The sequence below is a fragment of the Micromonospora sp. WMMD710 genome (assembly GCF_029626045.1).
Taxonomy (GTDB): Bacteria; Actinomycetota; Actinomycetes; order Mycobacteriales; family Micromonosporaceae; genus Micromonospora.
Window position 1 is genome coordinate 5,483,369 of sequence record NZ_JARUBD010000001.1, and the last position, 25,128, is coordinate 5,508,496.

Annotated in this window: 24 protein-coding genes and 2 pseudogenes; 13 read left to right on the forward strand and 13 right to left on the reverse strand. The window is 71.2% G+C overall.

What is annotated here, in order from left to right; all coding sequences use genetic code 11:
• Positions 1-160: 160 nt before the first annotated feature.
• Together O7620_RS25365 and O7620_RS25370 are read left to right on the forward strand one after the other, a co-directional pair.
• Positions 161-1,165 (forward strand): EamA family transporter, encoded by a 1,005-nt coding sequence (locus tag O7620_RS25365; protein ID WP_278125557.1) that lies wholly within the window; start codon positions 161-163, stop codon positions 1,163-1,165.
• A gap of 10 nt (positions 1,166-1,175) precedes the next feature.
• Positions 1,176-1,805, forward strand: coding sequence for a prepilin peptidase (locus O7620_RS25370; RefSeq protein ID WP_278125559.1), 630 nt, complete (start codon positions 1,176-1,178; stop codon positions 1,803-1,805).
• Between the two features lie 113 nt (positions 1,806-1,918).
• Here the strand turns inward: O7620_RS25370 and O7620_RS25375 are convergent, their stop codons facing one another.
• The 5 genes from O7620_RS25375 to O7620_RS25395 form a co-directional block, all read right to left on the reverse strand.
• The gene (locus O7620_RS25375; protein ID WP_278125560.1) at positions 1,919-5,098 is read right to left on the reverse strand and encodes a UvrD-helicase domain-containing protein; all 3,180 of its coding nucleotides are present in this window, start codon (positions 5,096-5,098) and stop codon (positions 1,919-1,921) included.
• A gap of 61 nt (positions 5,099-5,159) precedes the next feature.
• Positions 5,160-6,404, reverse strand: a complete 1,245-nt coding sequence (locus O7620_RS25380; RefSeq protein ID WP_278125561.1) for a metallophosphoesterase — start codon at positions 6,402-6,404, stop codon at positions 5,160-5,162.
• Between the two features lie 13 nt (positions 6,405-6,417).
• Positions 6,418-6,672, reverse strand: coding sequence for a MoaD/ThiS family protein (locus tag O7620_RS25385; protein ID WP_151491263.1), 255 nt, complete (start codon positions 6,670-6,672; stop codon positions 6,418-6,420).
• Between the two features lie 3 nt (positions 6,673-6,675).
• Positions 6,676-7,689: a GTP 3',8-cyclase MoaA gene (moaA, locus tag O7620_RS25390; RefSeq protein WP_278125563.1), complete on the reverse strand. Its 1,014-nt coding sequence runs from the start codon at positions 7,687-7,689 to the stop codon at positions 6,676-6,678.
• On the reverse strand, positions 7,686-8,600 hold the full coding sequence (locus tag O7620_RS25395) for a fructosamine kinase family protein (protein WP_278125564.1): 915 nt from the start codon (positions 8,598-8,600) through the stop codon (positions 7,686-7,688). The genes moaA and O7620_RS25395 overlap by 4 nt, the downstream gene beginning before the upstream one ends.
• 151 nt (positions 8,601-8,751) lie before the next feature.
• Between O7620_RS25395 and O7620_RS25400 the strand changes: the two genes are divergently transcribed.
• Both O7620_RS25400 and O7620_RS25405 read left to right on the forward strand, forming a co-directional pair.
• The gene (locus O7620_RS25400; protein ID WP_278125565.1) at positions 8,752-9,798 is read left to right on the forward strand and encodes a DUF4192 domain-containing protein; all 1,047 of its coding nucleotides are present in this window, start codon (positions 8,752-8,754) and stop codon (positions 9,796-9,798) included.
• 114 nt (positions 9,799-9,912) lie between these two features.
• The gene (locus O7620_RS25405) at positions 9,913-10,644 is read left to right on the forward strand and encodes a GAP family protein (RefSeq protein WP_278125567.1); all 732 of its coding nucleotides are present in this window, start codon (positions 9,913-9,915) and stop codon (positions 10,642-10,644) included.
• 50 nt (positions 10,645-10,694) lie between these two features.
• Here the strand turns inward: O7620_RS25405 and fdhD are convergent, their stop codons facing one another.
• Positions 10,695-11,564 carry a formate dehydrogenase accessory sulfurtransferase FdhD gene (fdhD, locus tag O7620_RS25410; protein ID WP_278125569.1) on the reverse strand — a complete coding sequence of 290 codons (870 nt, stop codon included), beginning with the start codon at positions 11,562-11,564 and terminating at the stop codon, positions 10,695-10,697.
• Positions 11,565-11,663: 99 nt separating this feature from the next.
• Here fdhD and O7620_RS25415 point away from each other — a divergent pair, with 99 nt between their 5' ends.
• From O7620_RS25415 to O7620_RS25425, 3 genes are all read left to right on the forward strand, one after another.
• Entirely contained in the window at positions 11,664-12,428 is a 765-nt protein-coding gene (locus tag O7620_RS25415; protein ID WP_278125570.1) for an NTP transferase domain-containing protein, read from the forward strand.
• Complete coding sequence (locus O7620_RS25420) at positions 12,425-12,736, forward strand: DUF6457 domain-containing protein (protein ID WP_278125571.1); 312 nt, start codon at positions 12,425-12,427, stop codon at positions 12,734-12,736. The genes O7620_RS25415 and O7620_RS25420 overlap by 4 nt, the downstream gene beginning before the upstream one ends.
• A gap of 139 nt (positions 12,737-12,875) precedes the next feature.
• A complete protein-coding gene (locus O7620_RS25425; protein WP_278125572.1) occupies positions 12,876-13,973 on the forward strand; it encodes a hypothetical protein in 1,098 nt (365 codons plus the stop codon).
• A gap of 21 nt (positions 13,974-13,994) precedes the next feature.
• Here the strand turns inward: O7620_RS25425 and O7620_RS25430 are convergent, their stop codons facing one another.
• On the reverse strand, positions 13,995-14,888 hold the full coding sequence (locus tag O7620_RS25430; protein ID WP_278125338.1) for an IS982 family transposase: 894 nt from the start codon (positions 14,886-14,888) through the stop codon (positions 13,995-13,997).
• 234 nt (positions 14,889-15,122) lie between these two features.
• On the opposite strand from O7620_RS25430, the gene O7620_RS25435 reads away from it, so the two are divergent.
• On the forward strand, positions 15,123-15,437 hold the full coding sequence (locus O7620_RS25435; protein ID WP_278125573.1) for a winged helix-turn-helix domain-containing protein: 315 nt from the start codon (positions 15,123-15,125) through the stop codon (positions 15,435-15,437).
• Between the two features lie 70 nt (positions 15,438-15,507).
• Positions 15,508-16,290, forward strand: a complete 783-nt coding sequence (locus O7620_RS25440) for a ParB/RepB/Spo0J family partition protein (protein WP_278125574.1) — start codon at positions 15,508-15,510, stop codon at positions 16,288-16,290.
• Positions 16,291-16,453: 163 nt separating this feature from the next.
• Here the strand turns inward: O7620_RS25440 and O7620_RS25445 are convergent, their stop codons facing one another.
• The 3 genes from O7620_RS25445 to O7620_RS25455 all read right to left on the reverse strand — a co-directional run bounded on the left by O7620_RS25445 (position 16,454) and on the right by O7620_RS25455 (position 18,979).
• On the reverse strand, positions 16,454-16,939 hold the full coding sequence (locus tag O7620_RS25445; protein WP_347403803.1) for an AAA family ATPase: 486 nt from the start codon (positions 16,937-16,939) through the stop codon (positions 16,454-16,456).
• Between the two features lie 1,305 nt (positions 16,940-18,244).
• Positions 18,245-18,463 carry a hypothetical protein gene (locus tag O7620_RS25450; protein WP_278125576.1) on the reverse strand — a complete coding sequence of 73 codons (219 nt, stop codon included), beginning with the start codon at positions 18,461-18,463 and terminating at the stop codon, positions 18,245-18,247.
• A gap of 336 nt (positions 18,464-18,799) precedes the next feature.
• A complete protein-coding gene (locus tag O7620_RS25455) occupies positions 18,800-18,979 on the reverse strand; it encodes a hypothetical protein (RefSeq protein ID WP_278125577.1) in 180 nt (59 codons plus the stop codon).
• On the opposite strand from O7620_RS25455, the gene O7620_RS25460 reads away from it, so the two are divergent.
• From O7620_RS25460 to O7620_RS25470, 3 genes and pseudogenes are all read left to right on the forward strand, one after another.
• A complete protein-coding gene (locus O7620_RS25460; protein WP_278125578.1) occupies positions 18,953-19,378 on the forward strand; it encodes a DUF3307 domain-containing protein in 426 nt (141 codons plus the stop codon). The genes O7620_RS25455 and O7620_RS25460 overlap by 27 nt on opposite strands.
• 230 nt (positions 19,379-19,608) lie before the next feature.
• Entirely contained in the window at positions 19,609-19,992 is a 384-nt protein-coding gene (locus tag O7620_RS25465) for an abortive infection family protein (RefSeq protein WP_278125579.1), read from the forward strand.
• Between the two features lie 470 nt (positions 19,993-20,462).
• A pseudogene (locus tag O7620_RS25470) lies at positions 20,463-20,777 on the forward strand (transposase); the annotation flags it as partial.
• Positions 20,778-20,810: 33 nt separating this feature from the next.
• Here O7620_RS25470 and O7620_RS25475 read toward each other — a convergent pair.
• The 3 genes and pseudogenes from O7620_RS25475 to O7620_RS25485 form a co-directional block, all read right to left on the reverse strand.
• Positions 20,811-21,029 (reverse strand): annotated as a pseudogene (locus O7620_RS25475) (transposase family protein); the annotation flags it as partial.
• A gap of 1,151 nt (positions 21,030-22,180) precedes the next feature.
• Positions 22,181-22,960: a transposase family protein gene (locus O7620_RS25480; protein ID WP_278122885.1), complete on the reverse strand. Its 780-nt coding sequence runs from the start codon at positions 22,958-22,960 to the stop codon at positions 22,181-22,183.
• Positions 22,961-23,029: 69 nt separating this feature from the next.
• On the reverse strand, positions 23,030-24,493 hold the full coding sequence (locus O7620_RS25485) for an NF041680 family putative transposase (protein ID WP_278123489.1): 1,464 nt from the start codon (positions 24,491-24,493) through the stop codon (positions 23,030-23,032).
• 217 nt (positions 24,494-24,710) lie between these two features.
• On the opposite strand from O7620_RS25485, the gene O7620_RS25490 reads away from it, so the two are divergent.
• A complete protein-coding gene (locus tag O7620_RS25490; protein ID WP_278125581.1) occupies positions 24,711-25,112 on the forward strand; it encodes a hypothetical protein in 402 nt (133 codons plus the stop codon).
• Positions 25,113-25,128 lie beyond the last annotated feature (16 nt).

The window sequence follows — 25,128 nt, forward strand, 5'->3', positions numbered from 1 at the left end:
CCAACCGGGCGTCTCGTCGGGTCGTTGCCCACGCCACGACCCGGGCGTGCCGCCACCTGGTGGTCCGTAGTTCGTCATGCCGCCCTCCTGCACGAAGTGGTGAGAGGCCGGCCACCACAGCGCGACGCCGACTCCGACGTCACCGTAGCGTGGTCCACCGATGAGCTCATCTCCGACAAGTGCCGCGGGCCCCGCCGTCCGCCGCCCCAGTGCCGCGCCGAGCCTGATCTGGACGGCGTTGATCCTGGTCTACATCCTCTGGGGTTCCACCTATCTGGGCATCCGGATCGCCGTGGAGACGCTGCCCCCGCTGACGTCGGCCGCTCTGCGGTTCGCCGCGGCCGGTCTGGTGCTCGCGGTGGTGCTCCGGCTGCGCCGGGGGCCGGGCGCGTTGCGGGTGGACCGTCGACAGCTCGGCTCCGCGGCGCTGGTCGGGGTGCTGCTGCTCGCCGGCGGCAACGGCCTGGTGGTGCTCGCCGAGTCCGGGCCACCCGGCGTCGCGTTGCCCTCCGGCATCGCCGCGCTGCTGGTGGCGACCGTGCCGCTGCTCGTCGTGCTGCTGCGCTCCGGCACCGGGGATCGTCCGCCGGTCTGGACGTTCGTCGGGGTCACCGTGGGCTTCGCCGGTCTGGTCCTGCTCGTGCTGCCCCACGACAGCACGGGCGCGGTGCCGCTGGTCGGCGCGTTGACCGTGGTCGCCGGGGCCGCCTCCTGGTCGGTCGGATCGTTCCTGTCCGGACGGATCCGGATGCCCGCCGACCCGTTCGTCGCGACGGTGTACGAGATGGTGGCAGGCGCGCTGGTGCTCGCCGTCGTCGCCGCCGGCCGGGGCGAACTGGGCGACTTCCACCCCGCCTCGGTCAGCACCCGATCCTGGCTGGCACTGGGCTACCTCATGGCGGCCGGCTCGCTGGTGGCCTTCACCGCGTACGTCTGGCTGCTGCAGAACGCGCCCATCTCGCTGGTCTCGACGTACGCCTACGTCAACCCGGCGGTCGCGGTGGCGCTCGGCGCGCTGCTGGTGGCCGAGCCGGTGACCGCGCAGACCCTGCTCGGCGGCGCGGTCATCGTCGCCGGGGTGGCCGTGGTGGTGAGCACCGAACGTCCCCGCCGGGCGGGCGCGGAATCGCGATCGGGGACGGCACCGGCGGGCGAGCGCCGGTAACGTCCGGCCCATGTCGGCCGCTGCGCTGGTCGGGGTGGCGGTGCTCGGCGGGCTGGTCGGTCTCGTCGTACCCCCGCTGGCCTGGCGCTTCGCGACCCCGCCGGCCCGGCTGCGGCGCGTCGCGTGGCTCAGCCCAGCGGTGGCGGCCGTGGTGTTCGTGGGGCTCGCGGCCGCGCGAGGTGACGATCCGGCGCTGCCGGTCTTCCTCGCGGTGGCAGCGGTGGGTCTGGTGCTGGCCGGGGTCGACCTGGCCGGCCTGCGGCTGCCCGACCCGCTCGTCCTCGCCGCCGGGCTGACGGCGCTCGTCGGACTGACCGGCGCGGCCCTGCTGTCCGGCGATCCGGGGCGGCTGCCCGGTGCGCTGGCCGGCGCGGCGGTCGCCGGCGCGGCGCACGTGCTGCTGGCTCTGCTCCCCGGCTCCCGACTGGGCTTCGGGGACGTGAAACTCGCCGTCGTCCTCGGCCTGCCGCTCGGCTGGCTGGGCCGCGACGCCCTGCTCACCGGGCTGCTCCTGCCACACCTGCTACACGGCGCCCTGGTGCTGGCCCTGCTGAGCACAGGCCAGGTGAACCGGCAGACCCTGCTTCCCCTGGGCCCAGCCCTGCTAACCGGCACCTGGCTAGCCGTCCTCCTGAATTAAACCCCCACCCCGCCACCCCGCCCAGCTTGCACTTCCTGCGCCGACAGATCGGGCATCCCACGCATCACGACAACCGAAGGTGCACGATCGCGGGGGAGGGTGGGGGGTGGGGGTTAGATCAGGCGGAGCTGGCGGTCTTTGGGGCGGCGTGGTTCGGTTTCGCCGAACCGTTCGAACAGGCCCGGGTCGATCGTGCCGAGGAACGGCGACGGGCCGGACTCCCGCTCCACACCGTGGCGGGTACGACGGGCGGCGTGACTCACGTAGAGCCGGTCCTGAGCCCTGGTCAGGCCGACGAAGAAGAGCCGCCGCTCCTCGGCGATCGCGTCCTCGTCGGGCGTCGAGCCCGGCCACCGCAGCGGCAGCAGCCCGTCCTCCGCGCCGACCAGGAAGACCACCGGGAACTCCAGGCCCTTCGCGGCGTGCAGGGTGAGCAGGGTGACCGCCTCCGCGCGCGGGTCGAGCGCGTCCACCTCCGCGCCGGTGGCCAACTGCGACAGGAAGGTCTCCAGGTCGTCGCCACAGCGTCGGGCCAGCGGGGTCAGCAGGTCCACGGCCGAGCGGACGTCCTCGGGGCGGACCGCGCTGCCGGCACCGTCCAGGGTGGGCACCGCGAACCGTTCGGCGACCACCTGACCGGCCAGGCGTACCCGGGCGGCCAGCGAACCGGCCAACCCGTCGGCGTGCCGCAGCTCGCGGGCGATGGCCGTCACCCCGGGCCGGTCCCGCAGCCGGTCGTGTGAGCGCTTCTGCACCGGGATGTTGGCCCGGGTCAGGGCGTCCACGATCGGGGCGGCCTGCGCGTCGGTGCGGTAGAGCACGGCGATGTCGGAGAACGACAGCGAGGTGGACCGGCCGTCGATCCGGCCCGAGTCCAGGGACCGGTGGGACAACCCGCCGACCAGCTCGTCGACCGTACGCACCACGAAGTCGGCCTCCTCGGCGACGGACGCCGCCGGGTAGCGGCCGACCAGCGGCGCCTCCGGGTCGAGCCGCGCCGGGTCCAGTCGCCGGCCCCGCACCAGCGAGGACGGCGCGATGGCCTGCACGGCGGCGGCCAGGATCGGTGCCGACGAGCGGTAGTTGCGGTTCAGCCGGACCAGTCGGGCGTCGGTGAAGTCCTCGGAGAAGCGCAGGAAGTAGCCGACGTCGGCACCCCGGAACGAGTAGATCGCCTGGTCCGGGTCGCCGATCGCGCAGAGGTTGCCGTCGGCGGGGCTGAGCAGCCGCAGCAGCTCGTACTGCACCGCGTCAACGTCCTGGTACTCGTCGACGAAGATCCACCGCCAGCGGTCCCGGTAGCGCTCGACCAGGCTTCGGTCGGCGCGCAACAACTCCACCGGCAGGCTCACCAGCTCGTCCAGGTCGACCAGGTCCTGCTTGCGCAGCAACGCCGTGTAGCCGGCGGGATCGTCGCCGGCCTCTGACCGGGCCGCCGCCCGCTCGGCGTCGTCGGCGATCCGGAAACCGGTTGGCAGGCCCGCCGCGTCGGCGTTCTCCCGCAGGATGGTCAACCCCAGCGCGTGGAACGTACCAACGGTGACGTCCTCGGCGACCGGGCCGAGCAGACCGTCGAGGCGGTGCCGCAACTCCTCCGCGGCCCGCCGGGTGAACGTGATGGCCAGGCAGTGCTCGGGAAAGACGTTCAGCTCGGCGCAGAGGTACGCGATCCGGTGGGTGAGCGTCCGGGTCTTGCCGGTACCCGGACCGGCCACGATGAGCAGCGGCCCGCCGGGCGCGGACGCGGCCACCCGCTGCATCGCGTCCAGCCGGTCCAGCAGGCCCGTGCCGACCTCCTCCATGCCGGAGAGCATCGGCTCGAACGGCTCGTGCGGCGACGGCGGCGGCGCGATCGGCGGCGCGGGCGGAGGGGCTGGAGCCTTCCGCTTCGGCTCCGCCTTCGCCGCCGGGCGCTTGGTCGCGGCCCGGGGTGCCGGGTCCGCGGGCCGGCGCTGCGCCGGCACGGGTACGTCGAAGAGCGTCTCCTGCGCACCCAGTTCCGCCGGGTCGAAGAGGGTGATCACCCCGTACTCGCCGTCGTAGCCGGGTACCCGGCGGACTGCACCGCGGCGCAGCCGCCCGATGCCCTCGGCGAGCAGCTCACCGCCGGCCTGGGCGATGTCGGTCAGCGGCGTCGTGGTCAGGATCTCCAGCTCGGGGCCGAGCGCGGCGAGCAGGTCGTTGAACCGCCCCTCGACCTTCTTCGACCGGGCACCCACCTTGTTGATCTCGCCGAGGATCTCGGCCAGCGGCACCAGGTGGGTGACCTCCCGGGCGTGCGCCGGCCGGTGCCCCTCCGGGCGGTCCGCCAACTCCTCGATCCGGCTGAGGACACCCACGGTCAGCGGCTTGCCGCACTCGGGGCACTGCCCACCGGCGGCCCGGGTCCGCTCCGGGGACCAGTTGACCCCGCACAGCCGGTGCCCGTCCGCGTGGTACTTGCCCTCCTCCGGGAAGAACTCGATGGTGCCGGCCAGGCCGTCACCGGTGCGCAGCGCCTCCCGGACGGCGAAGTAGTCCCGTTCGGCGGTCAGCACGGTCGCCTCCCGGCCCAGCGCCGGCGGGGAGTGCGCGTCCGAGTTGGACACCAGTTGGTAGCCGTCCAGGCTGCCGACCCGCCAGTTCATCGCCGGGTCGGAGGAGAGACCCGTCTCCACCGCGAAGATGTGCTCGGCCAGATCCGCGTAGCAGTCGGCGATCGCGTCGAAGCCGGACTTCGAGCCCAGCGCGGAGAACCACGGCGTCCAGATGTGCGCCGGGACCAGATAGCCGTCCGGGCTCGCCTCCAGGGTGATCTCCAGCAGGTCCCGCGAGTCGAGGCCGAGGATCGGCCGGCCGTCGGAGCCGAGGTTGCCGATCCGGCCGAGCGCCGTGTTGAACCGGGCCACCGCGTCCAGGTCGGGCAGGTAGATCAGGTGGTGCACCTTGCGGGTGCGGTCGTCCCGCTTGTAGATGGTGGAGATCTCCACGCTCAGCATGAACCGGACCGGATCCGCGTCGGTCGCGCTGGCGAGCCGGGGCGGCAGCCGGCGGGCGACGTCGCGCTCCGCCTCCGGGTCGAGCCGGTAGAGCCCCGGCTCCGCCGGTCGCAGCGTCTCCCGGAGATGGTCGTACCAGGCGGGATGGGTGAAGTCCCCGGTGCCGAGCAGGGCGATGCCCTTACGCCGTGCCCACCAGGCGAGGTTGGGCAGGGTGAGGTCGCGGCTGCACGCGCGCGAGTACTTCGAGTGGATGTGCAGGTCCGCGACGAATGGCGGGAGGCCACCGGGGGGTACGGCGCTGAACGGGGGCACGCCGCATCCTGTCACGCCCGCCGTGACGGTCGCCCGCCGCCACGCGCGGACGTGACGTCCGCTATGCCGAGCGCAACTCGACGAGGCTGATCTGTGGCTCCGCGCCGACCCGCACCGGAGGGCCCCAGAAACCGGCGCCGTTGGTCACGTACACCTTCGTGCCGTCGACCTCGCCGAGACCGCTGACCACCGGCTGTTCCAGCCGGACGGCCAGGTTGAACGGCACCATCTGCCCGCCGTGGGTGTGCCCGGACAGTTGCAGGTCGACGCCGTACCGGGCCGCCTCCACCGCCGCCAGGGGCTGGTGCGCGAGCAGGACGACCGGGCGGCTCGGGTCGCGGTCACCGAGGGCCGCGGCGAAGTCCGGCCCCGCGGCGAGGCCGGTGCCCGAACCCGTGAGGTCGTTGACGCCGGCCAAATCGAGGACGCCGCCCCGGGCCTGGATCTCCTGCCGCCGGTTCTGCAGAACCCGCAGGCCGAGCCGGTCGACCTCCTGGACCCACTCCTCCACTCCGGAGTAGTACTCGTGGTTGCCGGTCACGAAGAAGCTGCCGTAGCGGGAGCGCAGGTCGCGCAGTGGCTCGGCGGCCGATCCCAGCTCGGCCACCGAGCCGTCGACCAGGTCACCGACGACCGCCACCAGATCCGCGTCGAGCCGGTTGATCGCGGCGACGATCCGCTCGGTGTGCGTCCGACCGCGCAGCGGGCCGAGGTGGATGTCGGAGACGGTGGCGATGCGCAGGCCGTCCATGGCGCGCGGGAGCTTGGCGAGCGGGATCCGTACCCGGTCCAGTCGTGGCGGGCCGAGGGCGGTGCGCACCCCGTACCCCGTGATGCCGGTGGCGGTGAGGCCGGCGAAGACGGCCGCCCCACGGGCCAGCAGCAGCCGGCGGGCCGGGTCGTGGTCCGGTGCCGTGACGGCACCGGCGGCCGGCGGGTCGGCTGGTCCGGCACCGCCGACCAGCGCCGGCTCGGGCGCGGCGGTGGTCGGCTCGGCGGCCACCACCCGGCGGCGCAGCACCAGCCGGGCGACCAGCATCGGCACTTCCAGCACGGCAAGGATGACGAGCAGGTAGAACATCAGCGCGAGCCACAGGTAGCCCGGCCAGGCGAGCCAGTAGAGCCCGGCCTGGGTCCCGGCGAGGGTGACCGGCACGAGCAGGGCCAGTACCAGGGCGGCGATCCCACCGACGCGCCGCCAGCGGCCCGGCGTGGTGGTGTCCCGGATGAGCCGCTTCCACAGGTAGAGGTGGATGAGGCCGGTGATCAGCGCCAGGACGCCCACGAACCCCAGAACCGCCAACATCTGTGCGCCTCCCTCAGCCGCCCGCGAACGGAGGCAGGACGTCGATCGTGGCCCCGCCCGGCAGGGGTGTCTCACGATCATGACAGGTGATGCCGTCCACGAGGAAACTCGCGACCCGCAGCACGGCGGCGAGACGGTCGCCGTGCCGCTGGGCAAGGTCGGCGGTGAGGTCGTTGAGCGACCGCCCGGCCGGAATGCGCTCCTCGGTGCGACCGGCGGCGGCACGTGCCCCGGCGAAGTAGCGGACGGTCAGCGGCGTCGCGTCCATGACTCAGCCTCCGATCGCGGACATCGGGCGGGCCGGCTGCAGGAAGGTGGGGTCGTCGATGCCGTGCCCGGCGCGCTTGCCCCACATCGCCGTGCGCCAGCGCCGGGACAGCTCGTCGTCGTCCGCGCCACCGCGCATCGCGGCACGCAGGTCGGACTCCTCGGTAGCGAAGAGGCAGGCACGCACCTGGCCGTCGGCCGTGAGTCGGGTGCGGTCGCAGTCGCCGCAGAAGGGGCGGGTCACGCTGGCGATCACGCCGACCCGGGCCGGGCCGCCGTCGACCAGCCAGGTCTCCGCCGGGGCCGCGCCGCGTTCGGCCGGGTCGGGGCTGAGGTCGAAACGGGTACGCAGGGACGCCAGGATCTCCTCGGCCGTGACCATGGTGGCGCGGTCCCAACCGTGCTGGGCGTCCAGCGGCATCTGCTCGATGATCCGCAGTTGGTAGCCGTGGTCGACGGCGAAGCGGAGCAGGGCCGGAGCCTCGTCCTCGTTGACGCCGCGCATCAGCACCGAGTTGATCTTGACGGGGGTGAGGCCCGCAGCGGCGGCCCCGGCCAGCCCGGCGAGCACCGCGTCCAGCCGGGGACGGCGGGTGAGCTGGGTGAACCGGGCCGGGTCGAGCGTGTCCAGCGAGACGTTCACCCGGTCCAGACCGGCCGTGCGCAGCGCCGGGGCGAGTCGGTCCAGGCCGATGCCGTTGGTGGTGAGGGAGATCTGCGGGCGGGGCTCGACGGCGGCGACCGAGGCCACGATGTCGACCAGGCCAGCCCGGATCAGTGGCTCGCCGCCGGTGAACCGCACCTCGGTCACGCCGAGCCGCTCGACGGCCAACCGGATCAGCCGGACGATCTCCGCGTCGGTGAGCAGCTCGGGGCCGGCCAGCCAGGGCAACCCCTCGGCCGGCATGCAGTAGGTGCAGCGCAGGTTGCACTTGTCGGTGAGGGACACGCGCAGATCCCGGGCGACGCGGCCGTACCGGTCGACGAGGACGCCGTCGGTCCGCGGGGCGACGCTCACCTGTCGACCGTAGCGCGCTCGACCCCGCCCAGGGCGGCGCGGGCATTCTGGACGACCGCATCGCGGTAGCCGGCACCGAACAGCGCGGTGTGCACGAGCAGCAGGTGCAGCTGGTGCAGCGGCACCCGTTCGCGCCAGCCGGCCGACAGCGGCCAGGTCTCCCGGTAGGCCGCCAGCACCGTGTCCAGGTGGGGGATGCCGCCGAAGAGCGCCAGCTGGGCGAGATCCGTCTCGCGGTGCCCGCCGTGCGCCGCCGGGTCGACCAGCCAGACCCGGTCGTCGGCCCCCCACAGCACGTTGCCCGGCCACAGGTCGCCGTGGATGCGCGCCGGCGCCTCACCGCCACCGAACTCGCCCAGCCGGCTCATCACCCGCTCCACCAGCGTGGCGTCCTCGCTGGTCAGCGCACCACCGTCGACGCAACGCCGCAGGTAGGGGGCGAGTCTCCGTTCGGCGAACCACGTCGACCAGGGACCGTCGTCGACGGTGTTGTCCTGCGCAAGCGCCCCGATGAAGCCGGGCCAGGACGCGCCGAAGGTCGGCGCGCCGGCCCGGTGCAGGTCGGCCAGCTCACGGCCGAAGCGTTCGGCCGCCTCCGCCGTCGGCTCGCCGGGCTCCACCCAGTCGAGCGCCAGCAGGTCGGGCAGCGTCACGAGCACCTCGGGTACGGCGACCGCGCCGGCGTCCCGCAGCCAGCGCAACCCGGCCGCCTCGGCCTCGAAGAACCCCTCCGGCACCGGCCGGTCGGCCCGCTCCGGCCAGGACTTGGCGAAGATGGAGTGCCCGTCGTCGAGGGTGAGCCGGGCGGCCGCGCAGATGTCGCCACCGGCGACCGGCGTCTCCCGGATCCGTTGGTGGGTCCGGAACGTCGACAGGTGTGCCGGATGCGCGCGCAGGTACGCCAAGTCCATCAACGCACGGTATCCGCTGCCCGCGACACTGGGGTGCCGCGCGAGCACATCGATCCGAATGACCAGCCCAAATACGCAGAGTGACTGTGGATAAGCCGCGTGTCGTCCACAGGGTCAGCGGGGCCCGGTGCGCCGGTCGCAGGCTCCCGACATGACCTCGACCGAACGTGCTCAGCTCTCCGTCCGCTCACCCGCCGACCTGATCGCCGCCGTGCCGTACCTGCTCGGCTTCCATCCCGCCGACAGCGTGGTCGCGGTGGCGCTGCGCGGCCGGCAGATCATCTTCGCCGCCCGCGCCGACCTGCCCGACCCGTCGACGGACCCGGGCGACCGGGCCCGGCACCTGGCCGGTGTCATCCGGCGGCAGGGCGCGGAGGCCGCCACCGTGGTCGGTTACGGGCCTCCCGAACGGGTGACGCCCAGCGTGGACGCCGTGCGCGCCGCCCTGGCCGGCGTCGGGTTGGAGGTGCTCGACGCCCTGCGGGTGACCGATGGCCGTTGGTGGTCGTACCTCTGCACCGAGGCCGACTGCTGCCCTCCCGAGGGCCGCCGCTACGACCCGGCGGCCAACCAGGTGACCGCCTCGGCGGTGTTCGCCGGGCAGGTCGCACTCCCCGACCGGGCCGCGCTCGTGGCACAGGTGGCACCGGTGGACGGCGCCGCGCGCGAGGCGGTGCGCGCGGCCACCGCCCGCGCCGAGCTGAGGCTGACCGAGCTGGTCGAGGGGGCACCCGCGAGTGACCTGCTCGGCGGTCGGGCACTGCGCTCCGCCGGGGTGGCGGCGGTCCGCGAGGCGCAGCGCGCGCAGCGGCGCAGCGTACGCCTCGACGACGACGAGGTGGCGTGGCTGAGCCTGCTGCTGACGCACCTGCCGATCCGTGACCACGCCTGGGAACGCACCGACGGTCGGGACCGGGACATCGCCCTCTGGACCGACGTACTGCGCCGGGCCGAGCCGGATCTGATCGCCGCGCCCGGTGCGCTGCTGGCGTTCGCCGCCTGGCGGGCGGGGCAGGGGGCGTTGGCGGCGGTCGCGCTGGAGCGGGTGCTGACCCTGCACCCCGACTATTCGCTCGCCCAACTCCTGGACGACCTGCTCCGGCGCGGGGTGCCCCCGTCCGACCTCGACGGCTGGCCGTCGGTCGGGATGCCCGGGGTGGTCCGCCCGCGCCGGCGGAGCCGACGTGGCCGCCGCTGATGCTTTAGCGGCGGGGCCGAGGCGCGACGGCTCCGGCGTGGTCGTCCGTCGAACGATGTACGCGTTTCTCCTGTTCACGACCGACGCGGCCGAGCCGGCGTTCTCGAACAATGGGTGAGTGACCGCTACGGGTACGACATGACCGCCGGGTTGCTGCTGTCGCTGGCCGGGCTGGCGTTGATCGACAGCACCAGCATCGGCACCCTCTTCATTCCGGTCTGGCTACTGCTCGCGCCCGGGCCGGTCCGCGTCCGGCGGATCCTGACCTACCTGGCCACGATCGCCGTGTTCTACCTCGGGGTGGGGCTGCTGCTCGTCTGGGGCGGCAGCAGGCTGGCGGACGCGCTGGGCGGTGCCCTGGACAATCGCCCGGTGCTCTGGGCGCAACTCGTCCTGGGTGTCGCGTTGTTCGCGGTCAGCTTCCGCTACGACGGAAAACGACGTTCGCGCACCGGCGGGGTGCTGCGGTGGCGGGATCGGGCCACCGCCGGCGACTCGTCGTCCCGCTGGCTCATCGGTCTCGCACTGCTCGCCGCGTTGGCCGAGGTGGCGACGATGCTGCCGTACCTCGGCGCGGTGGGTCTGCTGGCCACCTCGGGGGTCGGCACGGCGACCGTGGTGGCGCTGCTCGCCGGATACTGCCTGGTCATGGTGCTGCCGGCGGTGGTGTTGCTCGGGGCCAGGGTGGCCCGGCCGCGGTTGGTCGAGCCGGTGCTGGCCCGCCTGAACACCTGGATCGTCACGAAGGCGGGCAGCGCGTTGGGCTGGATCCTCGGCATCGCCGGCTTCCTGATCGCCAGCGACGCCGCCTCTCGACTGGACCTGTTCAGCCTCCTCGATCGCTGACAGCCGTAGCCAGGCGGACCGCCGCGCCGGCCCGCGCCGCGCGGCAGCCGTCAGGCCGCCGGCTGCTCCACGGCGACCCGCTGCGGGCCGGCGTACACGTTCATGGTCCGGCCCCGCAGGAAGCCGACGAGCGTCATCCCCGCCTCGTCGGCCAGTTCGACGGCGAGGCTGCTCGGTGCGGACACGGCGGCGAGCAGTGGCAGGCCCGCCATCCACGCCTTCTGGGTCAGCTCGAAGCTGGCCCGGCCCGAGACCAGCAGCAGGTACCCGGCCAGCGGCAGCCGGCGTTCCCGCACCGCCCAGCCGATCACCTTGTCCACCGCGTTGTGCCGACCCACGTCCTCCCGGAGCACCACCAGCTCACCGTCGGGCGTGAAGAGCCCCGCCGCGTGCAGCCCGCCGGTCCGGTCGAAGCCGCGCTGCGCGGCCCGCAGCCGGTCGGGCAGCTCGGCGAGCAACGTGGCCGGCACGGTGAGCGGGTCGGCCGAGACCGGAAACAGCGACCGGGTACGCACCGCGTCGATGCTTGCCTTGCCGCAGACCCCGCAGGAACTGGTCGTGTAGAAGTTCCGGGACGGGTCGGTCGTCGGCTCCGGTACGCCCGGGGCGAGCACCACGTCCACCACGTTGTACGTGTTCGGCGTCTCGGCGCCGGCGCAGAGCTGCGCGGTCAGCACGTCGTCGGTCGAGCGGATCAGCCCTTCCGTCAGCAGGAAACCGATGGCGAGATCCAGGTCGTCGCCCGGGGTGCGCATGGTGACGGCGAGCGGCCTGCGTCGGCCGGGGCCGGCCGCGCCGACCCGGATCTCCAGCGGCTCCTCGACGGCGAGGGTGTCCTGCCGTCGGACGGCTCCGCGTCCGTCGGCCGCCGCGTCCAGGTCGATCCGGAGTACGCCTCGTCGGTCAGTCGCCCGTCCCATCCCGCCATCCTGCACCCCGGGGCGGTACGCCCGCACGGCGCCGGCCATTGCGCACTCGGGAGGGCCACCGGCCGGCGGCGGCACGGCTACCGTGGCCGGGTGGGGTCGTACGCCGCCGTGGTGCTCGCGGGTGGGGCCGCCCGACGGATGGGTGGGGTGGACAAGCCCGCGCTGCCGGTCGGCGGCCGGTCGATGCGCGACCGGGTGCTGGCGGCCGTCGCCGATGCCGCGCCGCGCGTGCTGGTCGGCCCGGCCGAGGCCGTCCCACCCGGTGTGCGGGTGACCCGGGAGGATCCGCCCGGCGGAGGGCCGGTCGCCGCGATGGCGGCCGGGCTGGCGCGGCTCGATCCCGACACGACCCTGGTGGCGGTGCTCGCCGCCGACCTGCCGCTGCTCACCCGCTTCGCGATCGGCGAGCTGCTGGCCCAGCTCACCCCGACGGAGCACCGTGCGCCGGCGGACCCCCGTGCGGCGGCGGACCAGCGGGCGGCGGACCCCCGTGCGGCGGCGGACCAGCCAAAGGCGGACCGGGCGGCGGCGGACCACCGGGAGGTGGGTGCCGCCGAGTCGAGCCCCGGCACCGGGCCTGCCGGGCGGGGGCGTCTCCTCGACGGGGTGTGCTTCGTCGACGCCGACGGTCGGCGGCAGTCGTTGTGCGGCGTGTGGCGGGTCGCCGCGCTGCGCGCCGGGCTGGATCGGCTGGCGGCCGGGCGCGGCGGTGACCTGGCCGGAGCCCCGGTACGGGCGCTGCTGGGCGGCCTCGTCGTCGGGGAGGTGCCCTGGGGCGGTGACGGCGGCCCGCCGCCCTGGTTCGACTGCGACACTGACGAGGACGTACGCCGGGCGGAGGAGTGGGTGCGATGACGGTGATGGACGACTGGGTCACGGCGGCCTGCGCCGAGCTGAGCCTGGACGCGACCCAGGTGCCCGTGTCGGCGGTGCTGGACGTGGCCCGCGACGTCGCCCACCAGGTGCTGCGACCGGGCGCGCCGGTCAGCGCGTACCTGCTCGGGTTGGCGGTGGGTCGGGGTGCCGACCCGGCGGACGCCGCGGCGCGGCTCAGCGCCCTCGCGGCGACCTGGCCGGTCGAGCTGGGTGCCGACCGCACCGACCCCACCGCACCCGCCAGCCGGGCCGACCCCGCCGACCCCGCCGGTCCGACGGCGGCCTGAGCGTCGCTCGCCGGCCGGCGTGGACGCGCTTCACCAGGTCACTGCCCGGGAGCCAACGATCTCGGTGTCCGATCCCGGTCCGGGCTGATTCGACCCCCGGACGGCGTGGGTAGGGTGACCGTGACGGACGGAGGCGATCATGACGGCTGACCACCCCTCGGCGCCGGACGGTGAGCTGCCCGGCGGCGCGGCGGATTCCATCCTGCTCGACGAGCCCAGCACCACCGACCTGCGGGCCAAGGTGACCGAGGCGTGGCAGGAGTTCGCCCGCGCGCTCGCCGTACGTCTGCGGGAGTTGCCCGCGGGCGCGCACCTTGAGCTGACGCTGGATCCCACCGCCTCCGGGACGGGGGACGCCGTCTACTCGATCAGCGTCGACGTGGACGGCGCCGGCGGGCTGTCCGCCCGGGCGGTCGGCAATGCCGACCTGCCGGCGGGCTACCGGTTGGACCGTGCCGCGGTGGCGGACATGATCGCGCTCGGCTGGTCCCCGCCCGGCGTGGTGACCGGTTCCTTCAACTCCTTCGGGTTGGACGGTACGACGGCGGAGGCGACCCGGGTCGCCGCGCTGCTCTCCCGGACGCTGCGCGACGTCTACGGTGCCCCGCACCCGGCCTTCCTCGTCTACCTGGTGCAGGACGCCGAGCGCGAGCCGCTGGCCGTGGAGCCGTTGGGTACCGCGCGCAGCGAGTTCGGCCCGGACGCCGACGTCGAGGCCGATCTGGAGGAGGCGTTGGCCGAGGCTGCCGCCGGCCAGGCGGAGCGGGACGACGTGCTCGACCTCCCCGACCGGGTGCGCACGGTGGTGTCCGCGATGCTCAAGTCCGACGCTGACCGGTTGCAGATCGACTCGGACGGTGACATCACCATCCGCGCCGGCTCGGCGATGGTGTTCGTCCGGGTGCGGGACAATCCGCCCCTGGTGGACGTCTTCTCCCCGGTGCTGACCGAGGTGGAGCCGACCGAGCGGCTCTACGTCAAGCTGTCCGAGCTGACCAACCGGATGCCGATCGGCCGCCTCTACTGCGCCGACGACACGGTCTGGGCGTCGATCCCGGTGTTCGGCCGCAACTTCCAGGCCACACACCTGATGCTGGCCGTGCAGGTGATGACCGGTCTCGCCGACGAGTTGGACGACCGGCTGCACGGCGAGTTCGGCGGCAAGCGGTTCTTCGGCGAGGGCGACAAGCCGGTCCTGCGCGACGAGTCGCAGCACCGCACCGGCATGTACCTCTAGACGAGTTGTTCCGAATTCCGGTTAGTGGTCGTAGGCGATCAGTGACCGGGTGACGGGCGCGCTGGTCTTGTTGTTGTGCCAGATCGCCGCTGTCATGGCGAGCAGGCGTTGGGCGACACGGACGGCCACACCGGCGAAGGTCCGTCCGCCGTGTTGTTCCAGGTCAAGCTGGCCCTTGAGGGTGTCGTTCACCGACTCGATCAGTTGTCGGACCTTCTTGAGCATCGGCTCGCCGTAGCGGGTCTTCTCCTTCTTGCGGGACGGGCGCAGTAGTTCGATGCCCTGTTCGGCCAACTGCCGCTCGAACGGCGTGGAGGCGAATCCCTTGTCGCTGATCAGCAGGATCCCGTCGTGCTCGGCCACCACGGCGGCCTCGACGTCGAGCATCGCGGCGAGGACCTCTCGCTCGCCGATCTTCGGGTTCGCCAGGGCCCACAGGATCGGCATCCCGGTCGGGGTGCAGACCAGGTAGAGCCGGAGGCCCCAGAAGAAGCGGGAATGGGAGGCGCAGTAGCCGTATCCGGCCCAGCCGGCCAGGTCCGAACGCTGCGCCGTCGGGCGCGACATGCCGCAGGGTATCGGGGTGGAATCGACGATCCAGTGGTTGTCGAACCAGAAGTCACTGTCGCGCGCCAGGTCCCGGATCACCTTCTTGACCAGCGGAAGCGCCGCACGGAGCCGCTTGTTGTAGCCCGGCCGCTGCGGCAGGTAGGCAAACATGCCGGCGAGATGAATACGGGCGTAGCGGATCCAATGCGCTTCCGAGCGGGCGCCGAGCAGGACCTGCGCCACCGCGAGGCATACCAGTTCGGAGTCGGTCAACAGCGGCGGCCGGCCCCGCCACCGGGGCGTGCGGATGCTGTCGTCGATCTTCACGTACAGTGCGGTCAAGAGGGTATCCAGGTCTTGCGTCACAACATGATCTTGGATGCCCTCTCTTCATGCCCAGACATCGACCCCTGACTTCGGAACTACCCGTCTAGGGCTGACCTCGCCCTGCTCAGTAGCCCGGTCCAGCTCGTGTCGCGATTAACCGCGGTTAACCGCGCCGGGTTCCCTCGTCCGTAGGTGGCCTGGGTTGACCCGTCCCGCAGAGTCCCCAAGGGACACTGCTTGCTCTTCAGTATCAGGACTTCTAGAGTGGTTGATGTGAGTCGGTATCTGGAAATTGCAAATGACCTCCGGCGACGGATCGCCGCGGGGGAGTGGCCCATCGGCGCCCGGCTGCCCGGTATCGCCGAGCTTCAGGACGCCTATGGCGCCGCTCTTAACACCATCCGAGCCGCCGAACAGGTGCTTCGCCAAGAAGGTGTCCTGCGGATCAGCGCTGGTCAGGGGGCCTACGTCCTGACTCTGCCGCAGGCCGGATCGGAAGCCGACGTGCTCGACGCTCTGTACGCCGCGCGGGACGCGGTCGCCTCTGCCATCAACCTGGTGGAGCGGCAGCAGGAATCCCGCAACTAGATCGCGGGGCGGCCTCAGCCTGGACAGCATCTCGGCCGCCCCGCTCCAACTCCGAAGGAGTCGCCCCATCATGCCTGATTCCACGGAATCGACCGATCACTACCAACTGCCGGTGGCTGCGGTCGCACCGGTGCGTCCGGAATCGGTGCGCCTCGACAGCGTGCTGACCCACCCAGCCAACCCTCGCAAGGTCCTGAACGACCTGGGCGATCTGGAGGCGTCAATCCGTGAGGTTGGTGTCATCCAGCCGCCGGTGGTGCTGCCCGCCTCTCGGGTCGCTGCCGCGTGGCCGGCCCACGCGGCGAAGCTCGTCGACGCGCAGTGGGTGGTGCTGGTGGGCGCCCGTCGGCGAACAGCAGCCGGCAATGTCTACGGCGACGACCCGGATGCGACGCTGAACGTGTTGGTGCGCGAGGACGCGATCGCCGACGACCCGCTGGCGCAGTTGGACGTGATGACCGCGGAGAACGTGGCCCGGTCGCCGCTGAGTCCGGTGGAGGAGGCCCGCGTGTTCGCCGAGCAGGAGGCCGCCGGCCGTAAGCAGAGGGAGATCGCCGATCGGGTGGGCTGCTCGCAGTCGCACGTTTCGAAGCGCCTGAAGCTGCTCAGGCTGCCCGAGGTGCTGCTGGCCGAGCTCGAAACCGGCCGGGTCCCCGACGACGAGGACCTGGAGCCGGCCGGCCGGGCGAAGAAGAAGCAGGCCCTGCAGATTAAGGACGCGTTGGCGCTCGTCGACGCCGCCGGCGACGACCAGGAGGTGGTGCTGGCCGCCTACGGGTTGAGCCAGGACAGTCGGTATCACCACTGGTCTGCCGCGAACCTCGGGGCTGAGGAAGGTCGGTACAGGAATTAACGTCAAAGATGATCTTGATTTCACTGGCGGCCCCGCTGGGCGAACGTGATCAGAAGGCTCCCACCGGCCCGTCTCCCTCGCGGCGCTGCGCGGCCTTGCGCTGGCCGCGAGTTCTCGCGCGGCGCGTTGGTCCTTATTCACCATGACGTGTCCTGTCCGGCCGTCACCCACGCTCCCGGCCGCGGCGTCCATGGTCTGCGGAAGGAGAGCTGCTGCCTCGCACGTCGAAGCCCTCGGCGGTCAGAGTGGCCAGGCTGTCCCAGGTGCGCTGGTGCTGGTTTCGCACGACGGAGTCGGGCACGGCGCGGCACCACCGCCGACCGGGCAGGGCTACGGGGCGGTGGCGCTGCCGGTCCAGGCACGTCTCCAGTGGGGTGCCGAACACCACGGCGGCGGCAGGCACCTGGTGGCGGACTGCGGCCGAGAGCAGCTCGGCGCGCTCGGCCGGTACGCCGTTGGTCGCGTCGACCACGGTGGTCAGCCGGCGCGACAGACGCGTGTTCACGATCGCGGGCCTGGCACCCTGGCAACGTGTCTCATGAACCAGTTGCCGTCTCTTCGTCGTTCTAAGCCTAGATGTCCCTACCGGAATGGAGGTACCCCATGCCCGATGGTGCGAAGAGGTCTCGAGAAGAGGTGCTTGCCCGATTTCTTATTGATGAGAGGACAGCAGGCCATAGCTTTCGTGACGTGATATACGTGGCAGGCAATGGCGGCGCATTGGATTCGGTGGCGACTGGGCGATTTGTCGCGTACCTTGCCTCGCTCAAGGTCGCCACCGATATTCACAAAGAGGCCGAGCGCGCCTTGAAGGAAGAGGCAGGAGAACCTCTTAATTCTTTTAAGCAATTTGCGACACAGTTTGTGTGGGCGCTAGGGGCTGAGCTGGATAGAAAGAAAATGCAGCCGGCGTCTGTCAGCACTGCTGCGCTCCTCGCGTCATCGAATCGGAGGAATGCGCCCGGACCACAGCCCCCAGCGGCAGGATCGTCAACCAGCCCTGCGGCCGTGTCAGCTAAGACGCCAGCCGGCCGTGCCCAGTGAACGGGGGGCGATTTTACTCTGCGCAACACAGCGATCAACCTACTCCGCCTTACGACGTCAGAAAGCAGTGCCCGCCGGAACCCAAAAACTGGCGCGCTGCGCTACGAAGGGATCGATAATGCACAAACGTGTAACTAGTACCCCAAGTATGGTGCCCGATTCGCGACTGGTAACTCAGCAAGACCTGGATTGGTCCGCTGCCTATACGCAGGCGGTCAGGCGCCGCACCAGGCTGCCCGTGCCGCCGAATACCCCGATCTACCGCGACCAGCTAAACCGGGAACGCGCAAATCCGGCCGCCCTTCCTCAACGGTTCTATGACGCACTTTCCGTGCGAATCGAAACCGCGAGAGTCAGCAGAGACTCTGATGCCCGTACTTTCGCCGCCAACTTGCACGGAGCTGGCGGCCCGCCGCCTCCTCGCGACCCGGCAGCGGGTGACGCGCCTCCCGGACATTCTGCCGCGCTGTCAAGCCTTGGGCAGCCGAGCGCCAAGGTGCCTTCTCGCTGAGTGGGGGGATGCTCAGGGCCATTGCGGGTTGTCGGGTAGGGCTCTGACCTGGGAATCGCGGAACTCCACGGGCACAGCCAGACAACGTACGCGCCCTCACTCCACGCCCACCGACCGGCATTCAAGATCATCCCTAGCGTTAATTCCTGTACCGATCTTCCTCAGCCCCGGGGTTCCGTGGGGGCTGAGGAAGATCGGTCGTCGGCGAGCACCCGCCGACGGGCCCGGACGGCGGCTCACAGTGCAGGTCAGTGGCCGTTTGACAGACCGGGCCGGCGGGCCGGGAAAGCCAGACACCCCCTTCTGTGGAGGGGACTCCTCTCTCCCCTGAGCACGTCGCCGTGCCACCCCGGGGGGCGTGGTCTCGCACGTGTCGCACCCTGCCCCCGGGGGCGGCGGTCAGGCGTCGGCGAGGCGGAGCCGGTGGTGTGCGGCGGTGGCGACCAGGGCGACGTCACCGCCAGCGGTGCGGACCGCGCTGGCGACGGCCCGCAGCGCGTCGTGCTCTGCGCCGTTCAGGTCGTGGGTGACCCCGTCGTGGTGGAGCAGCTCGACGAGTTCGCCGGAGATGTGGGCGAGCTGCTCGCCGAGCTGCGCGAGGCGGGACAGGTGCGCCACGGTCGGGGTGGTGGAGGTGAGTAGCGCGTGCTCCTGGTGGCCGCTGGCCGCAGTGGGGTCCGTCGTGCAGGCGAGGCTACGGGGCGGAGGCGACGGCCGCCGCCGCCCCGCGAGCCGGGCGCCGCGCCGGCCGGGTTCGTGGCTACTTCTTCTCCCGGGTCGCGTGGTCGCCGTCCGTGTGCGCTCGCGGTGACGTCCCGACCTGGTGGCGTCGGCGCGGTGCCCGCCGGGGTCGTTAGTCGGTGGGCGCGGTCGAGGCGTTCGGCTTGGTCGGAAGGGTGCGAGGTGTGCGACACGACCGGGCAGGCACTGGGGAGACCGGGCGGGCGGTGGCCGTCACGCGGCCGGCCGGCGGGGTTCGGCCGCGTCGCGCAGGGCCCGCAGCAGGTCGGCTGGCCGCACGGTCACCGGTTCTTCGCCGGCGGCGGCGCGGGCGGCGAACGCCTCGTCGACCAGGTCCCGCAGCGCCTCGCTGACCGGTACGCCGCGGTGTACGCCGCCCTGTTCGCCGGCCACCAGGTCGCCGACCACTGGATCCAGACCCAGCACCAGGCCGACACCAAGGGCCAGCCCGGCTGGCGGGGCCGGTTGGCCTGCGCCCGGCACGTGGCCACCTACGGCGCGACCCAGCTGGTAGCGCTCGGGCTGCTCGCCCTGGCCGCCGACCTGACCGTGTCCCCGGCCGGGCTCGCCGCCGGCATGGCGGTCAACCTGACCACCCACTACCTCGCCGACCGGCGTACCCCGCTGCTGTGGTTGGCCGAGAGCACCGGGTCCGCCCGGTTCTGGCGCCTCGGCACGCCCCGGGCCGGCCGGGACGACAACCCCAGCCTCGGCACCGGCGCGTACGCGTTGGACCAGAGCTGGCACTACGGCTGGATGTTCGTCGCCGCCATCCTCACCACCATCATCTAGACCACCGACACCCCGGAGGACAGACCCATGGGTTGGATCAACAAGGCGCTCGGCACCCGGGGCTGAGGAAGATCGGTACAGGAATTCACGCTAACGACGATCTTGGTTCCCCCGGCTGCCCCGCTGGGCGAACGTGATTAGACGACTCCCTTTGGGTCACCGACGCCTCGGCCATCCGCCAGCAGCTCAGCCGTATCCAACGCGCCATTCTCGACGACCCCGCCCTCGCCGTGGGCAGCGCCAAGGAACTTATCGAGAGCACCGCCAAGGTCGCACTGAAGGAACTCGGCCTGCCCATCGACGACAAGGCCGACCTCCCCGCCCTCGTCCGAGACGCCCAACAGGCTCTTGGCCTGCATCCCTCCTCAGCGACTCCCGGCCCCGACGGCAGCGACGCGGTCAAGAAGATTCTCGGCGCGGTGTCCAGCATCGCCATTGGGCTGGCAGAGCTGCGCAACCGCGGCTACGGCACCGGCCATGGACCAGCCAGCGCACCCGCTGGACTCGGCGCTCGCCATGCACACCTGGCCGTCAACGTGGCCTTCACCTGGTGCCAACTCATCCTCGACATGCTCGCCGACCCGAAGGCTCCCTGGCGGAAGGGAGCCGTCTAATCACGTTCGCCCAGCCGTTAGCGTGAATTCCTGTACCGATCTTCCTCAGCCCCGAACCTGGTGTCGGAGGTACGCCGCCAGCAGGAGCGGCAAGCGGTCATCGACGCCGCGGGTAAGAAGTTGGCCGCCGAGGGCGTCCCGGTTATTGAGCCGATTCAGCGGTTCGGCCAGGACTACTCGCAGTACCGGCTGGAGGGGGCCAAAGCCGTAGCGGCGGCCCGCAAGGCCGGCGCTCTGGCGGCTGGGGTCGACTCGTGGGGCAGCGTCACCTACTACTCGACTGCCGGGAAGCCTAGGAAGGCGGACAACCGCAGCGCGGCCGAGCAGCAGCGCATCACTGACGAGCGGGAGCGTCGCAAGGCGATGACCGCCCGGTCCGAGGCCGCCGCTGTGCTGGCCGCGACGGCCCCGGCCTGTCACCGCTGGCCGTCACGATCTGCACCGAGACTGCGGCGCCGGTGCTGGCCGGGGTGCGGTTGCGGGCCGGGCGGGCCGGCTCGGCCAAGGGCGCGGCGAGCATGATGACCGAGGCGATCAACACCGCCACCGCCGCCGGCGCGCAAACGCACAACCTCCTCGTGCGCGGGGACAGCGCGTACTGCAGCGGCAAGGTCATCGCCGCGGTCGTCACGGCCGGTGCGACATTCTCGTTCGCGATCGCCCGCAACCCGGCGGTCGACGCCGCGATCAGCAGCATCAGCGACGAGCAGTACACCCCGGTGCACTACCCCGGCGCCGTCGTCGACCCCGACACCGGGCACCTGATCTCCGACGCCCACGTATCCGAAGTGGAGTACACCGCGTTCGCCGGCACCCGCCACATAACGCCAGGCCGTCGTGACGCCGATCTCGAATCCGGCGGCCAGGCGGGTCAGGGTGTCGCCGTTGCGCAGGTGGGCCAAAGCGAGCAGGGCTTGCCGACCGGGGTCGAGGCGTCGCCACCGGGACCGTCGCTGCTGGCGGCGGGTTCGGATGAGGGCGGCGAGGTGGTTCAGGCTGCGGGTGGACAACGGAATCGCGGCAGGGTAAGACAGCACAGCGAGGCTCCCGGTTGGGGCATCTGATCTTGGTCGACTGCTGTCTTACCGGGAGCCTCGTCCTCCATGGACACCGGCCTGCCGTACCGCCCGTGACCTGCACCCTCACGATGAAAATGGCTCAGTACTAAACGCGGGTGCTGACACGGCCAAAGGTTTCAACCAGGCGTTTGGCGTCGCGTGTTGGGAGCCGGATTCGACAAGGACCACGTCGCGCCCGATGAGGTGGAAGCCGGACCCCACCCGGAAGGTCCACCTCTACCTGCCTGCGCAGCCGCAGGCGACTGGATTGCCGCATGCATAGAGGATGATGCGACCACCATGGCAGTGCTCGCGTTTTGACGGGAAATGGGCGAAACGGTCATCAATACGGCGTAGAAATTTTCGTCTGAAATCCCCTTAAATGCTCGTGCATCTCGCCTAACAATGGTTGTAGTTGCATCTCTGCAGACAGGCGTCGATCGATTTATCTTGAAGGAGTCTTGCCCAGTCTGCTCCAGAGTAAATCTGGCCTGCCGCAGACTCCAGTACACCGGAGAGCCTTTCCTCACATACTCCGAGCTCTGCGGATCCATTAGTTGGTGCAGTTCCTGATACACGTCCGTCGGATAGTTTTGGAATGCATCGTACACGTAGAGCATACTGTCCGCCCTAGGCAGTTGCGGGCGTCCTGGCGGTTCTTTTGAGACGTTAATATAATCATGGTATATCACTCCCGCCACGAGCGTTTCCCTACTCAACTTCTGTCCAGTATTCACTGCGCAATTCCTCTCTTTGATCTTTTGATCGGAGCCTGTCCAGTGTGTATACAATTCAAACGCACACAGCCGACCACTAGGTTCACGCACCTCGCTTTTGGTGATATCCGTCACTACGCCTGAACAACAAGCAGGCATGCATTCGGCCAGGTAAACCGCCCCGGATCTTGTATAGACCTGAGTTTGACCCAGATCCGCAAGCGGTGGCCCGACGCGCAGCTGCCCTCGGTGGGTCAGTGGAAGGCGGCGGATTCTGCGGAATCGCGGCTGCGGGGTGAGGACCGGATGGCGGTGTGGCGGTCGTCCGCGCTTGCGCTGGAGGCGATCAGCGCCCGGCTGGCTAAGGGATGTCTCGTAACTGGGTGAAGGCGTTGCCCTGGGCCGGGCCGGTGGTCAGCCGGTGAGGATGATGTTGTGGAGGTTGGCGATGCCGGAAGCGGCGTCGGTCAATGTGTGGCCGGCGCGGCGGTAGTCGCGCAGGATCTTGAAGTTCTTCATCCTGGCCAGGGCGTGTTCTACCCCTGCTCGAACGGTGCGGTGCTCGACGTTGAGGGCTTGTTTCCAGTCCGGCAGCGAGCTGCCGTCGGCGGGTTTGCGGTACGGCATGATCACCTCAGGGTTGCCCCGGTAGCCGCCGTCGGCCATCACCGGCCGCCCGTCGAGCTTCTCCTGGATGCCGCTGGTGCGGTAGACGATGGTGTCGTTGCGGTTGCCGGGCTGTGGGTCGCCGACGGCGATGACCAGGCGGGTGGAGGCGTCGATGGCGACCTGCAGGTTTGTGGAGTAGCGGTAGTTCTTGCTCCGGGCGGCCAGCCGGTGATCGCGGGTCGGGACCAGCGTCCCGTCAACGATCGCGATCTGCGCGACCGGCCGTTTACGCACCGGCGCCAGGGCCAACAGCGGTGCGAGGGTGTCGATGACCCGGTGCGCCGCGGAGTGCGACACCCCGAACAGCGGACCGATCTGGCGCATCGTCAGGTTCGTCCGCCAGTACGCGGCCACCAGCAAAACCCGATCGGCGAGGTCAAGAGCCCACTGCCGGCCCGGCCGACCGTCAGCTATGCCGTCACCGCCACGCTCGGCAACCAACCGGACCAGCGTGCGGAACTGCGGTGGCTGCAGCCCGGTGAACGGGAAGATCCACTCCGGGCGAGCTGCCGTGATCACCTGCACCCCGGCATCCTGCCCGACCATCCCCAACGGACGGACACCAGGGTTACGAGACATCCCTTAGCTTGATCTTTAACCTGTGCGGCGTGGCCGGGGATTGACAGTCTTCGTCTTCTTTGTGGCCGATGTTTTGGCGTTCGTGGTGGTCGCGATGTGGACGTCGTGTCGCGGGGTGGGGTGGGTGTTGCGGCGGCCGGGTGGTCGCCCCGGGCCTGGCCGGGCGGGTTTGGGTGCACCGGCCGGGCAGGTCGCCTTCGCGCGGAGGTGCCGAAACCCTCGGCGGACGCGGGCGGGTGACAGACGCTGCGGTGGTGCGGGTTGCTCCCAGGGGCGGCGCAGGTCGGCGGCGAGGGCGCGGGCCAGACGGAGCTGGGTGTAGGCGGCGAGGATCAGCCAGGTCCATAGGTCGGCGGCTTGCGGGGTGCGGATCTTCGGGCAGGTCCAGCCGAGGGTCTGTTTGAACAGGCGGAACGTGTGTTCGATGTCGAAGCGGCGTAGGAACGTCTGCCAGAGCAGGTTCACGTCATCCGAGGTGGCGTCGACGCCGGACCACCACAGCCACACCGGCTTCGGTGTAGCGCCGCTGGGTAGGTGGTCGACTTCCAGGCGGATGACGGTCCCCTCGATGACCGGCAGTACTTTAGCCGCGGCGGTCCAGGCGGATCGGTGGGTCAACCGAGGGTGCAACCGGTCCCAGGCGCGGGCCCACGCCGTGCCGTAGAGACGGGTGTCGGCGACAGTGGCCGCGTCCGGCTCACCCCAGGTGGCGGGATCACCGAAGACGAACTCGCCGCCGTGGCGGGGCGGACGGCCGACCGTTCCCGGCCGCCGAGGCGGCACTGCCCGACGCAGCACCCGATCCGATCGCATTCGCGCGAGGACCTGCACGGGCAGGTCACGCAGGAGGAACGCCAGTCGGGGCGCGTCGTAGCCGGCGTCGGCCACGACCAGGATCTCCGCGTCCCCAGCCTGCCACTGCCCGGCCGCGATCAGACGCCCCACGATGTCTCGCAGCTGCCCAGCGGTGACCGTGGCCGCGTCGTCGCCAGGCGCCAGCCGCACCGCGTCCAACGGTGCGGTCCACGAACTACGGCCCGACTCCAGGGCCACGACCATCGAATACGGCCAGCCCGGGATCATGATGGTCTGATCCTTGCCGCGTCCGTAGGTGTGACACAGGATCCGCTGTGGTGAGGTGTGCGCGTCCGGCCGCAGCCAGCAGGTGATGTCCACCGCCAGGACGAGACGGCCGTCGGCTGCCCGGGGCAGCGGCACCCCAGCGAGAGCGGTGCGCAACCGGTCAATGTCCAACTTCCCGCAGGCGAGGGCGTCATACAACGCCCCGTGACCCCGGCGGTGCTCACCCACCAGCGACAACTCCACCAGCGACCGGACCGGCCCGTCGGCGCACAACACCGCGTCGGTCAGGTCGAACAACGCGTCAGCCCGAGCGGTCAAGCAGTCGTAGAACTCCCGCCGGAACCGGTCCAGGTCCCCGACGGCATCAGCCGAACCACGGTCATGCACACTGATCACCAGAACAGCCCTTGGTTATTGATGTTCTTCCCTAGACAAGAAGATCATCAACCAAGGGCTGTTTCCGTGATCGTTCGGGGTCCCCGCAGGACCTCAGAGGGTTAAAGATCAAGTTAGCGTCGCGCCGGGCTCACCGCAGTGGCCGACGGTGGCCAGGGCCAGCGCGGAGCTGCTCGCGCGAGTCGCGGCGGCGGCCGAGCCTTCGGGGCGGGGACCGGTGACCCGGGCGGCGAACAGCCTGGCCCGCGCGGCGGCGCCACCGCGGCGAGCGCCGGCGTCGCCGGCGTTGACGGTGGCCGCCGAGTTGGGCCGGGTCGCTGACGCGCTGCTGGTCGCCGGGCACGCCCGCGACGGCGGTGAGGCGGCCGTCCTGCTCGCCGTGGTCGTCCAGGCGGCCCGGCTGGTCGTGGCGCTGGCCGAGTTGCGCGCGGCCGAGCAACAGGCCCACGCGGCGGGTGTGGCGGCGGCTGCCGCAGCTCACCTGATGCCGCTGCTGCGGGGCGGCGGCCCGCAGGTCGAGCAGGGCCAGCCGCCGTTGGAAACCGGGCGTGCGGAGTCGGCGGCGACGCCGGCGCGGGTGCGTGTCGACCAGGTGGTGGAGCGGGAGGCTCAGCGGTGAACAGAGGGGAGAGATC